The following is a 13,024-nucleotide window of genomic DNA, read 5'->3' as shown; positions in this document are numbered from 1 at the left end:
AATGGATGAAGAAAATCCATGTAAATGTCCCCCTCCGGGTTTGCCACAATGGATGGGAACATTTGCTGACTTGATGTCATTGTTGATGTGTTTCTTTGTACTGCTCCTCTCATTCTCTGAGATGGACGTACTGAAATTTAAACAGATCGCAGGCTCAATGAAATTCGCGTTTGGTGTACAAAACCGCTTGGAAGTAAAAGACATTCCTAAAGGTACCAGCATTATTGCGCAGGAGTTTCGTCCTGGTCGCCCAGAACCGACGCCTATTGATGTAATCATGCAGCAAACCATTGATATTACGCAGCAAACTCTAGAGTTTCATGAAGGGGAGTCTGAGCGTGCTGGCGGTACGATGCGTGATCAGGGCAAGATGACTGGGGGTAAATCAGCAGAGGTTTCTGCGCACAACAACCAAAACTCAGAATCAGATCAGCAGCAACAGCAAGCTCAAGAACAGTCTCAAGAGATGGAAACCTTGATGGAGAGCATCAAGAAGGCGTTGGAGCGAGAGATCGACCAAGGCGCGATTGAGGTGGAAAACCTTGGCCAGCAAATTGTGATTCGAATTCGTGAAAAAGGCGCATTCCCATCGGGTTCTGCTTTCCTACAACCTAAGTTCCGACCATTGGTTAGACAGGTTGCCGAGTTAGTGAAAGATGTTCCGGGCATTGTCCGAATCTCTGGGCATACTGATAATCAACGTCTTGATTCTGAGCTTTATCGCTCTAATTGGGATTTGTCATCGCAGCGTGCGGTGTCTGTGGCTCAAGAGATGGAAAAGGTCCGTGGTTTCTCTCATCAACGTTTAAGAGTTCGCGGTATGGCCGATACTGAGCCAGTAGAGCCGAACGATACTGAATGGCAACGTAGCTTAAACCGTCGTGTTGAAATCAGTATTATGCAGGGCGAACCGCTTTACAGTGAAGAAGTCCCAGTAATCACTGAATAGTATTTACCAAGAATATGCATCCCAAAGCTCAATCTGTCGTAGATTGGGCTTTTTCTTTGTCTGATACACAAAAGGGTTTGTACCAAGCTAGTAAGAGAAGAGAAGAGAAGAGAAGAGAAGAGAAGATATGGATAAATGAGCTTGGATGAAATCGAGACGATAGTTTGTCACTAAGGTGAGTTTATTAATGGCACCAAAGCACGCACTCTTTTCCTTGTTTGATTTTCTCATGTATAATTCGCGCCCTTAGATTTAATATTGATCTATTATTGCTTCAATAACTATGTGAAATGACCTTTTACGTGGTGATGAACCTATTAAAATTGTGAACCTTATTGGCGTGAAAGTACTATGAAATTTATTGTTAAGCCCCACCCGGAAATTTTTGTAAAAAGTGAATCGGTGCGTAAGCGCTTCACAAAGATTCTAGAACGTAATATTCGTACTATTCTTCAGCGTCGTACTGAGTCTGTGGCTGTCTTCAACCGCCGTGACCATATCGAAGTGACGTCTGAGAGCGACAAATACTTTAAAGAAACACTCGAAGTATTGACGCAAACTCCGGGTATTCATCACTCCCTTGAAGTTCAGCAATCAGAATTTAAAGACCTGCACAATATTTACGAGCAAGTCCTTGAGCGTAGCGGTGCTCTTATTGAAGGTAAGACTTTCTCTGTACGTGCTAAGCGTCGTGGTAAGCATGACTTTACTTCTATCGAGCTAGAACGCTACGTAGGCGGCGGTCTAAATCAAGCGGTTGAATCAGCAAAAGTAAAACTGAAAAATCCAGATATTACCGTTAAAGTTGAAGTCGAGAACGATAAGCTAAACCAAGTTATTGAACGTCATAAAGGCCTAGGTGGTTTCCCTCTTGGTACTCAAGAAGATCTGCTTAGCTTGATCTCTGGTGGCTTTGATTCTGGTGTTTCAAGCTACTTACACATCAAACGTGGTTCTAAAGTGCATTACTGCTTCTTCAATCTTGGTGGCCCTGCTCACGAGATTGGTGTTAAGCAAGTTTCTCACTACCTATGGGATAAATACGGTTCATCTGCAAAGGTGAAGTTTATCTCTATCGATTTTGAACCTGTAGTTGCAGAGATCCTTGAGAACGTTGAAGACGGCCAAATGGGCGTTGTTCTTAAGCGTATGTTCATGCGTGCTGGTGGTATGGTTGCAGAGCGTTTCGGTATCGAAGCACTAGTAACGGGTGAAGCTCTTGGTCAGGTCTCTAGCCAAACGCTAACTAACCTGCGTCATATCGACAACGTGACGGACACTTTGATCCTTCGTCCACTGATCAACTGGGACAAAGAAGACATCATCGACCTGTCTCGTAAGATTGGTACTGAAGACTTCGCTAAAGTAATGCCTGAGTATTGTGGTGTTATCTCTAAGAAGCCGACCGTGAAAGCGAAGAAAGGCAAACTAGAAGCGGAAGAAGCTAAGTTTAACTTCGAAGTGCTAGAGCAAGTGATCGAGAATGCTCGTATTATGGATATCCGTGATATCGAGAAAGAGAGCCAAGAACAGGCACCAGAAGTGGAGCAAGTTCAAGCCGTTGCTGAGCACGCTGTCGTTCTTGATATCCGTAGCCCAGACGAAGAAGACGAAAGCCCGCTAGAGATCGATGGTGTTGAAATCAAACACATCCCGTTCTTCAAGCTTTCAACTCAGTTTGGTGACCTAGACCAATCGAAAGAGTACTTGTTGTACTGTGACCGTGGTGTCATGAGCCGTCTGCAAGCGCTTTACTTGCAAGAGCAAGGCTTCCACAACGTTAAGGTTTACCGCCCATAGTGGTGTGTTGACCAACCGTTAATAATTTTGCAAAGCCGCATACTGAAAAGTAAGCGGCTTTTTTATTGTCTATGATGAAGGATTGACAGTAGAAAGAGGCATGCGTTTGGACGTGGTATCATCATGCTCTTTCTTGAGACTCTGAGATTGAAATGATGGGGTTTAAGTTGGCTTGTAGGTGACCGAAGAAGTGTGAGTATCTGAGGAACTCTGTTACTTTTTAGTGCTATTCAATGGTTCTATTTGTATGTGTTCAGTTGATTATTTGAGTGGGTGTCTGATTCTGTGATTAACGATGAAAAATAACAAAGATTAATTAGCACAGCTATTGATAAACTTGTTGTTATTTTTCTTTGCACATAAAAAAACACCGCCCATAAGGCGGTGTAAACAAATTTGACAGACAGGTCAAAATAAATACAGGAAGTACATGTCTCGTTTCAGTATAGAACTGCAACAAAACATTTGGTAGAACTCTACCCAACTCGAAAAGAACGAGTTTGCAAACACAACATCGCAGGAGCTAAACCAATTGATTCTAGAGAGAATCAAGCCGTTCAGGCTAGCTACTGCGGGATGAAATATAGAATTTCTCTGGCCGCTAGGCAATGGACAAATTATAATGTTTCAGATAAAAAAAACTAATGCTTATTTAGAGAGTACCTATGTCTCGTCGATTACCCCCATTAAACTCGCTAAGAGTGTTTGAAGCCGCTGCTCGACACTTGAGTTTTACGCGCGCTGCAGAAGAGTTGTTTGTTACTCAAGCTGCAGTGAGTCATCAGATTAAAGCGCTTGAAGAATTCTTGTCTTTGAAGCTGTTTCGTCGAAGAAATCGCTCTTTGCTGCTGACTGAAGAAGGTCAGAGCTACTTCTTAGACATCAAAGATATTTTTACATCACTGGCAGAAGCGACGGATAAAGTGCTTGAGCGAAGTGAGAAGGGCGCATTGACCATCAGCTTACCGCCAAGCTTTGCCATTCAATGGTTAGTGCCAAGGCTTGCAGACTTTAATCAGCAAGAACCTGATATCGACGTACGAATTAAAGCCGTTGATATGGATGAAGGCTCGCTGACCGATGACGTAGACGTAGCTATTTATTATGGTCGAGGCAATTGGTCGGGGCTTAGAGCCGATAAGCTTTATCAAGAATACTTGATCCCTCTTTGCTCACCTTCAGTGTTGCTTGGTACCAAACCATTAGAATCTCTAAGCGATTTGGCATGTCATACGCTATTGCATGATACTTCTCGAAAGGATTGGAAGCAGTTCGCTAAGCAAAATGGCATCGATGGGGTAAACGTCAATCACGGTCCTATCTTTAGCCACTCAACCATGGTGTTGCAGGCGGCAGCTCACGGCCAAGGTATTGCACTGGGTAACAACGTGTTGGCGCAACCTGAAATCGAAGCGGGTCGTTTGATTGCGCCTTTTGACGAAGTATTGGTGAGCAAGAATGCCTTCTATGTGGTTTGTCATGAGAAACAAGCCGATATGGGCCGTATCGCTACCTTCCGTGATTGGATGCTGGCGAAAGCGCAAAGTGAACAAGAGGATTTACTCGATGAATAACGTCATCATTGATGGTGAAAACAATCCAATCACCTTTGTCTTTGCACATGGTGCTGGCGCAGGTATGGATCATGAATTCATGCAGTTGGTGGCAAAAGGGTTAGCCTTTAAAGGGATACGAGTGATTCGTTTTAATTTCCCTTACATGGTTAAACGTGCTGAAGATGGCAAGCGTCGTCCACCTGACAGAGCCCCTAAGCTGCTTGAAGCTTACCAAGACATCATTGAGCAGTGCGATGCCGATAAGCTTGTGATTGGCGGAAAATCGATGGGAGGGCGTATGGCGAGCCATTTGTCTGAAGTTGATAAGGTGGCAGCGATGGCCTGTTTAGGCTTTCCTTTCCACCCTCCAGGTAAGCCAGAGAAGTACAAAGGTGAGCACTTAGCTGAGTTACAAAAGCCATGTCTTATTTTGCAGGGTGAGCGCGATACCTTTGGTAAGCGTGAAGAGTTTACCGATTTCGCCCTGTCGGATTCTATTCGTGTTGAATTTATCCCAGACGGTGATCACAGCTTTAAGCCTCGTAAGAGTTCTGGTTACACAGAGCAGCAGAATATTGCCTTAACGGTTGAGAAGCTGTCGGCGTTTATCAAAGAGGTACTCGATGAGAAGTAAGTATTTACTCACGTTTGCAGGTATCTCTGGCGCGATTGCTGTGATGCTTGGTGCCTTCGCGGCTCACGGGTTGAAAGCTATTTTACCTGAGTATCTGTTAGGCGTGTTTGAGACGGGTGTTCAGTATCAGTTTATCCATACTTTGGCGATATTGGCGTGTGGCGCTCTACTGCAGATGAAACTTGGCGCTAAATCACAAAAATATTTTTTCATTGCGGCAATTTGCTTTATCATCGGCATCCTTTGTTTTAGTGGCAGCCTTTATGGCTTGGCACTGACAGGAATAAAATGGTTCGGCCCTATCACTCCGTTTGGTGGTCTACTATTTATCATTGGTTGGGGAGTCTTCTCCTTCGCTGCTTTGAATATAAAAGAGGTAACTCAGTGAAACACGTACTACTTTATTGTCGCTCTGGTTTTGAAAAAGAATGTGCTGGCGAAATTCAAGACAAGGCAACACAACTGGAAGTGTTTGGTTTTCCTCGCTTAAAGAACAATACAGGCTTTGTATTGTTTGAATGTTATCAAGCAGGCGAAGCCGATAAATTGGTTAAAGAGATCGACTTCCAATCGCTGATCTTTGCTCGTCAAATGATCGCGGTAGCCACTGAAATCAAAGATCTGCCGACTGATGATCGTATCTCTCCAATTCTTGAGGCGCTTTCTGAGAAAGAAGGTTTCCCACGTTGTGGCGATATCCGTATTGAAACGCCAGACACCAATGAAGCGAAAGAGCTTTTGAAGTTCTGCCGTAAGTTTACCGTGCCAATGCGTCAAGCTATGCGTGGTAAAGGTCTGATGACAGCGAAAGACAATGTTAAGAAGCCTGTGCTTCACTTATGTTTTATCGCTCCGGGTCATTGCTTGGTGGGTTACTCTTACCCAACCAATAACTCACAGTTCTTTATGGGCATTCCTCGTTTGAAGTTCCCATCAGATGCGCCAAGCCGTTCTACATTGAAGCTAGAAGAAGCGTTCCACGTATTCATCCCTCGTGATGAGTGGGATGAGCGTCTTGCTCCTGGTATGTGGGGCGTAGATTTAGGTGCGTGTCCAGGTGGTTGGACTTACCAACTGGTTAAGCGTTCTATGTTCGTTCACTGTGTTGACAACGGCATGATGGCGGACAGCCTAATGGAAACGGGTCAAATCAAGCACCATATGGTAGATGGCTTTAAATTTGAACCTGACCGTAAGAACGTTACTTGGATTATCTGTGACATGGTTGAGAAGCCAGCTCGTGTTGCTCACTTAATGGGTGAGTGGATCATCAAAGGCTGGGCGAAAGAAGCATTGTTCAACCTTAAACTGCCAATGAAAGGCCGTTACGATGAAGTACTGCAGGATATCGAGAACCTGAAACAGTTCCTGATTGATAACAAAGTTAAATTCAAGATGCAGGCGAAGCACCTTTACCACGATCGCGAAGAGATCACGGTTCATATTCAGTCGCTTTCGAATATCTCACCGTACTAATATTTACATTAGTGTGTCAGTGATAAAGAAAATGCTCCTTTAAGGCAACACCTATCATTTAAGGTGTTTAGATCGCACAGTGTAGCGAGTCTTACTAAAACGAACGGTCCTATCTTTGGGCCGTTTTTGTTTTTCGGGCAAAATATAACGTTTCACTCGCTCTCTCATAGCTCGCAGCTTTTTGGGAACCGAACCTGGGGAGGCGATAGCACACCACATTAGCTCATCTTGAATATCTCGAAGTGCCATCGTAAAGCTTATCCTAAGTGGTGAGACTTCAGCCTCTTTTGCTATTCGGCTAATCTCCAGGCGGATTAAGTTATACGCGATAAGGATACCCCATATCTCTTGCTCTACACCCTCTACAGATTGACTGCGGAGCAGAATTTCATCGTCAAGCATGTCATGCTTAATCTCGCCATAACTATTCTCGATTTCCCACCTTTCGAAGTACACATCTAATAATGATTTTAAACTGTATTTTCTATCTGTTAGAGAAGTCAGCAGCCCTTGTATATGATTGGGTTGTTGTTCACCATCATCGGGGTATAGAGCCAGCCTAGCTTTCCACGTTTCCGGGAGGCTCGGGTCTTGCTTTCTAGCTTGTGGAGAGACTTTCATCTCTACAATCAGATCTCGCCCATCATCATCGAGTTGCTCGATGGTTTCATATTTCACATTCGACTTTATTGGCGTCATCCAGTGACTTGTCCCATGCTCTTGTTGCCAGTTAAGCATAAGTTCTGCGCTCAAGTAGCAACGGTCAAAAATGGTCAATGAATTCGGGACTGCTGATGAAATTAAATCTTTTGCATAGCTGATTTCACCTTTAGAACTTTCCCCAAAAGCCACATCATGAATAAGTCGACTCCGTAGTGATGTGAGTGCGCACATTCGAACGATTGGATATTCAGTGTGCCTGTCTTTTCGGTAGTAAACATATTGATAATGCTCAGCTAAGCTTGGATTGTCGTGAGTTCTAAACTGTGTGCCATCGATTGAAAATAGGCTCAAACCATTCCATTTATCACCCGCATCTTCCGACTGTGTCCAGTGCTTTGCTGTGATTGAGAATAATGACTTTAAAGGCTTAGCGGTGAGGCGTTTTCTTGCCTGAGGAATTGCACTAGGTGCAATTGTTTCACCCAATGAATTAGACAATTTGAGGTCGAGTTTATCGAGTACATCAGTAATCGGTCTATCTCGATATAGACCAATACCAACGACTAACCATACAACAAGTTCGGCAGGTAACTTTCTACGGCGCATGCTCGCTTTGTTCGTTTCAGATAAAGCTTGGTTTATCCAATCTAGCGGAAGGTCTTTTTGGAACAAAGAAAGAGATTCTGGATTAGCAAAATCGTCAACATCGATTAACCAGTGTGACAGCATAAAAAAATACCCTTAAACAAAAGTGCTTAAGGGTATTGTTAACCATCTGTAGGATCGTTCAACTGATCAGGAAAATGCTTAAATGATCAGTGTTATCCTTTAAGGGGCATTTTTTATATCTGAAGTTTGTTTATGAGCTTGATTATCGCTTCGTATGGGTAGTTTAGAAAGGTTGGTCTATATGCGTTTTTAGTCATATTTAAGTGTAAATGTGACTAATTCAACTTGGTTGATAGTCGTCGAATTGTCGACTATTAGTGTCAATATGAGACAAAAAAGCCGTAAGCTATCGATACTTACGGCTACCTAGTTCAGCGATGAAACGAAGAAGGGTTTATTTAAAATTCAGCAGTAAATTACAGCAAGAACATCCTAATCAAATTGTATTTTATTATAAGTAAGTAAATGTAAGTAAAGAATGTAAATGATAACTATTACTATTAACATTGTTATTAGTGTCATGTATTATTCGTGCACTTTTACTTAAATCTATAAAATATAAGTCGCATTATGAAACTTAAAGCATTATCAGTAGCCGTTACGGTTGCCTTAACCTCATTTACAGCATTTGCTGCCGACGAACCAGAAACCGTAGTCGTTATCGGTTCTGCCCTTGACCAATTGATTCAGACTGAAATCAACTCTGACACACTGGAAAAGAAGCAAGCATCAGACATCAAAGATGTTTTGAATACTATGCCTAGCGTTACGGTTGACGGGAACGCACGTTACTCTCGCAAAGTATTTGTACGTGGTATGGAAGACAAATTTGCCGTAGTGACTATTGATGGTGCGCGACAAGAAGGTCAGCTTTTCCACCACTCTGGTGACCAAGCGATTGATCCTGCAATGCTAAAAAGAGCTGAAATTGAATTAGGTGGTAACTCTGCACTGTCAGGTTCTGGTGCTATCAATGGTTCATTTAGCTACGAAACGAAAGACCCAAGCGATCTTCTTAAGCCGGGTGAAAGCGTTGGTGCTCGAGTAAAAACAAGCTATCAAACAGCTTATGAGCGTTTTGCAACCAACGTTGCTGTGTATGCAAAAGTGAACGACAAGCTACAGTTCATGGGCATTGCGAACTATTCAGAAGATGGCGATCTGCACATTCCTGATCAAGAAGCGGTAACCTCTAAGCAGGGGGAGCTTAAGTCGGGTTTGGCCAAAGTTGTTTTCATTCCTAATGATGCCAATGAATTTAAACTGACTTTCAACCGATACAGTGATGGTGGTACGCGTCAGCTTTCTGGCGAAAAGGCGGGTGCTCTGTATGCTGACGATAGACACGACTATCATTCGCTTAATCGCGATACAGTGACGCTACAGCACGAATACGATGCAGGTAGTGATCTAGTTCGTCTGAAAAGTAATGTTTACTACAACCGTCAATACATGGATCGTGATGCTCTTGAAGGCACCGCTTGGGGCAAAACACCGGCAGGTAAATGGTTCAAAGATGGCAAAATGTCTTACCCTAAGCGTGAATACAATGTAACAACCATTGGTGGTGACATTCGTAACGTTTCTTGGGTTGGTGAGCATGAGCTTACTTTTGGTCTTGAGGGCTACAAAGCCAAGCAATGGATTGATGCTGGTGAAGGCGTATATCTAAGCGGTACTAAGCAAGGCCAAACTGAGAAGTACAGCATGGATGGTGGTACGGTGACGGCTTACGGTCTGTATCTACAAGATATGTACGAATTCAGCGATTTCCGTCTGACAACAGGTCTTCGTTACGACGTTCATAAACTGGGTGGCGTGTATAAGGGCGAGTTTGATCAGCTATCTCCAAAGTTCAAAGGTGAATACCAAACAACGGAAAACCTAAAACTTCGTGTGGGTTACGGTCGTCTGTTTAAAGGCGCGTCACTACCAGAAACGCTAACGATGAAAGCACCAAGCAAAGTTAAGCAGTCTGATACTAAGGCGATGACGGGTAATAACTACGAAGCGGGCTTTGATTACGAGCTAACACGTTTGCTTGCGGCTGATTACGCGATTCTAGGTTTCACGGCTTATACCTACGACCTTGATAACCAAATGCACCCAACTAAGAACAACGCAACATTATCGAATAAGTATGATGTTGAAGTTTGGGGTGTAGAGACTGTATTGAGCTATCAGTTAGACGCGTTAAGTGTTTACGCTAACCACTCTTACTCTGATGGCGAGCAAAAGAGCCTGAAAAATGGCAAGACAAGCCACATGAATAAAACCGGTATTCATAACTTTAAGGCCGGTTTTAACTACAGCCTAAACAATGAATTTGTGTTTGGTTGGGACTCACGCTTTGTTCCGGGGAACGATTACGAGAACGAAAAAGGCAAAGAGATCAAACGCTCAGGCTTCGCAACGCACAACATTTGGGCGGCTTACACACCGACGTTTGCTAAAGACCTAGAGATGAACCTTGGTATCGATAACCTGCTTGATAAGAAGTACGCTGAGCATACTGGTTTTGGTATCTCTTGGGGTTCAGAAAAGTACACCAGCTATGAAGCGGGTCGTAACTTTAAAGCTTCTATCGCTTATAGCTTCTAATCTGCTCTTAGCTGAAAGTTACTCTAGAAATAGAGAGTTATCAGTATAAGTGCAATGTTTCGTCTTAAAATGAAACAACAAAAAAGCCTTAGTTCAGACTAAGGCTTTTCTGCTTTCTAATGATTGAGTTTCTAATTTGTTGATTTATAAGCGATCTATTTCTAACGGTTAGCTTTTAATGACTAAATTTGTAACGTCGGATTAAGACACAGCTTCGTAGCGAATATCTTGCAGATTAAAACCTAAATCGATGTCTGTTTTGAGTGCAGAAACGAGCTTACATACGCGAGCCGACTCGATATGCTCATCGAATTTCTTACGATACTTTTTCGGTAAGTCTTCAGCTAGGAATGCTGTTTCGATATCAGGGTATGTCGTTAATATCTCTTTGGCTGCTTTTGGCCCTATACCTGGAATTCCGGGGACTTGGCTTGAGCTGACGCCCGTTAATCCCCAGTAATCTGCCAGTTGCTCTGGCTTTACGCCAAATTCCGCTTCGATAAAGGGCTTATCTAACCAACGGTGTTGGAAATAATCACGGATCTGAAGCGTTGGTGACAACAGTTGGCAGTAGCCCTTATCCGTGGAAATGATAGTGACAGTTTCTCCGTGGTCAGCGACTTTCTTTGCCAATGTTGCGACGAGATCATCCGCTTCATCGCCGTCAGAGAGCAGTGAATCAATACCTAATTCCCACCAAGCTTGTTGAATCGCATCGAGACCTTTCATCAATGGTTCTGGCATCGGCTTACGGTTTTGCTTATAAGCAGGAAGGACTTCCGCGCGCCAACCTCGATCTTGTAAATGATGATCAAATACCGCAATGATATGAGTGGGCTTTGATTCGTTTAGGATGCGATTAAGAGTACGAGCAGTCGTGGTGATGGTTCTTGCTATATCGGTTGGGTCCGGCTGAACAGAGTGCACGCGTCGGATGAGGTTCAAGGCATCGATAATAACAAGATGGATAGACATAAGTTTCCACTAAATAGGCAATAAATAAGGGGCTGCTAGCCCCTTATAGTAACGTATCACTTGGTGAGTTGAAACTTTGGTGACGTAAACGTCATGACTTGTTTAACTTTATGCTTGTGGCTTGTTATCAGTTACTTGCTGTTATTCGCTGCTAGGCATAATTTTATAGCAAGGTACATAGTCAGTGCCGCCCGGCAGTTTCATTCGATGTTGTTCAACAAAGTCATTCAGCAGCTGGTCCATTTTTGTCATCAGCTCTTTGTCGCCATCAATCAGGAAGGGGCCATGTTCCTCTATCTCCAAAATACCTTCAGCTTTGACGTTACCTGCCACAATTCCTGAGAAGGCTTTACGTAGATTAGCCGCAAGGCTTTCTGTTTTCTGATCCATATGCAGATCAAGCGCCGCCATAGATTCATGCGTAGGGTCGAATGGCAGTTGGAACTCAGGTTCAATATGCAGTGACCAGTTGTAGCTGTAGGCATCGCCAGTCTCTTTACGGTGAGAGCGTACATCTGGCATTGCCTGCTTCATGATTTTCGCAGCGCGTGCTGGGTCATCAATTACGATCTCATAGTGTTTTTGCGCATCAGGCCCTAAGGTTTCGCCGATGAACTTGTCGATAGAACGGAAGTAAGCTTCACTCTCTTTTGAGCCTGTTAAAACAATCGGCATGGGTTGGTCGACGTTATTTGGGTGCATCATGATCCCTAAGATATACAGCAGCTCCTCAGCCGTGCCTGGACCACCGGGGAAAATAATGATGCCATGCGCCATACGAACGAATGCCTCAAGACGCTTCTCGATATCTGGCATTATCACCAGTTCGTTCACTATCGGGTTTGGTGGCTCAGCCGCAATGATTGATGGTTCAGTTAGCCCTAAGTAACGGTGGTCGGTATAGCGCTGTTTAGCGTGACCAATGGCAGCCCCTTTCATTGGCCCTTCCATTGCCCCCGGTCCACAACCGGTACAGATATTCAGCTCACGCAGGCCAAGTTCATTCCCCACTTCGCGAGTGTATTGGTATTCAGTGGCATTAATTGAATGACCACCCCAGCACACGATCAGGTTAGGTTCGATACCTGGCGTAAGTGCGCCTGCATTTCTCAAAATGCCAAATACAAGGTTGGTAATATGAGTGGCATTGGTTAGGTTGAGTCTTTGGTTATCTGCAAGGTGCATGTTGACATAGACAATGTCGCGCAACACTGAGAATAAGTGTTCTTGGATACCCTTGATGATTTCACCATCGACAAAGGCATGTTCTGGAGGGTTGCTCAGTTCAAGCTTGATCCCGCGCTCACGGCGCACGACCTCAACATCAAACGATTGATATTTATCGAGCAGCTCTTTGGAGTTGTCGGTGTGGCTACCCGAGTTGAGTACCGCTAACGTACAGTTACGATAAAGCTGGTACAGATCACTAGATGCGGTTTTCTTAAGACGCTCAACTTCAAGTTGAGAGAGTAAATCCATGCTACCGGCAGGGCTGATATGAGTGATCATAGTGCCTCCTTGTTGAAAAGAACTAGGGGACGTTGGAAGTGGCCCTTTAGTTCGAGATGAGAAGCTAACGTTGAAAGTGTTTGGTTAAAGGCGAGAGAATTAACCAGACGAAACGATTACGACAGCGTTGCTCTTTTAAATACAGCATTGCTTGCCAAGAATGCTTGTTAAGCGAATGTTAATCATTAGCTT

At 43.8% G+C, this 13,024-nt stretch carries 10 protein-coding genes; 7 read left to right on the top strand and 3 right to left on the bottom strand.

The window, feature by feature from the left end; genetic code table 11:
• Window position 1: 1 nt before the first annotated feature.
• From OCV30_RS11990 to rlmM, 6 genes are all read left to right on the top strand, one after another.
• Window positions 2-949 (top strand): flagellar motor protein MotB, encoded by a 948-nt coding sequence (locus tag OCV30_RS11990; RefSeq protein ID WP_009847463.1) that lies wholly within the window; start codon window positions 2-4, stop codon window positions 947-949.
• Window positions 950-1,300: 351 nt separating this feature from the next.
• Window positions 1,301-2,749: a tRNA uracil 4-sulfurtransferase ThiI gene (gene thiI, locus OCV30_RS11985; protein WP_009847462.1), complete on the top strand. Its 1,449-nt coding sequence runs from the start codon at window positions 1,301-1,303 to the stop codon at window positions 2,747-2,749.
• A 665-nt stretch (window positions 2,750-3,414) separates the two neighbouring features.
• On the top strand, window positions 3,415-4,323 hold the full coding sequence (locus tag OCV30_RS11980) for a transcriptional regulator GcvA (RefSeq protein ID WP_017080068.1): 909 nt from the start codon (window positions 3,415-3,417) through the stop codon (window positions 4,321-4,323).
• Complete coding sequence (locus OCV30_RS11975; RefSeq protein ID WP_065679443.1) at window positions 4,316-4,939, top strand: alpha/beta fold hydrolase; 624 nt, start codon at window positions 4,316-4,318, stop codon at window positions 4,937-4,939. Before OCV30_RS11980 ends, OCV30_RS11975 begins: the two co-directional genes overlap by 8 nt.
• A complete protein-coding gene (locus tag OCV30_RS11970) occupies window positions 4,929-5,327 on the top strand; it encodes a DUF423 domain-containing protein (RefSeq protein WP_004734382.1) in 399 nt (132 codons plus the stop codon). The genes OCV30_RS11975 and OCV30_RS11970 overlap by 11 nt, the downstream gene beginning before the upstream one ends.
• Window positions 5,324-6,415, top strand: a complete 1,092-nt coding sequence (rlmM, locus tag OCV30_RS11965) for a 23S rRNA (cytidine(2498)-2'-O)-methyltransferase RlmM (protein ID WP_065679442.1) — start codon at window positions 5,324-5,326, stop codon at window positions 6,413-6,415. The genes OCV30_RS11970 and rlmM overlap by 4 nt, the downstream gene beginning before the upstream one ends.
• Window positions 6,416-6,469: 54 nt before the next feature.
• On the opposite strand, the gene OCV30_RS11960 is transcribed toward rlmM, so the two are convergent.
• Window positions 6,470-7,807: an IS4 family transposase gene (locus tag OCV30_RS11960; RefSeq protein ID WP_065680110.1), complete on the bottom strand. Its 1,338-nt coding sequence runs from the start codon at window positions 7,805-7,807 to the stop codon at window positions 6,470-6,472.
• A 510-nt stretch (window positions 7,808-8,317) separates the two neighbouring features.
• On the opposite strand from OCV30_RS11960, the gene OCV30_RS11955 reads away from it, so the two are divergent.
• Window positions 8,318-10,348 (top strand): TonB-dependent receptor, encoded by a 2,031-nt coding sequence (locus OCV30_RS11955; protein WP_065680085.1) that lies wholly within the window; start codon window positions 8,318-8,320, stop codon window positions 10,346-10,348.
• 201 nt (window positions 10,349-10,549) lie between these two features.
• Here OCV30_RS11955 and xni read toward each other — a convergent pair whose 3' ends face one another.
• The gene (gene xni, locus OCV30_RS11950) at window positions 10,550-11,323 is read right to left on the bottom strand and encodes a flap endonuclease Xni (RefSeq protein WP_009847458.1); all 774 of its coding nucleotides are present in this window, start codon (window positions 11,321-11,323) and stop codon (window positions 10,550-10,552) included.
• A gap of 141 nt (window positions 11,324-11,464) precedes the next feature.
• Window positions 11,465-12,832 (bottom strand): nucleotide 5'-monophosphate nucleosidase PpnN, encoded by a 1,368-nt coding sequence (gene ppnN, locus OCV30_RS11945; RefSeq protein WP_065680086.1) that lies wholly within the window; start codon window positions 12,830-12,832, stop codon window positions 11,465-11,467.
• Window positions 12,833-13,024 lie beyond the last annotated feature (192 nt).

The organism is Vibrio atlanticus (assembly GCF_024347315.1).
GTDB classification, from domain to species: domain Bacteria; phylum Pseudomonadota; class Gammaproteobacteria; order Enterobacterales; family Vibrionaceae; genus Vibrio; species Vibrio atlanticus.
Note: the sequence above shows the minus strand (reverse complement) of the source record. Positions and strands in the feature narration are given on the sequence as shown.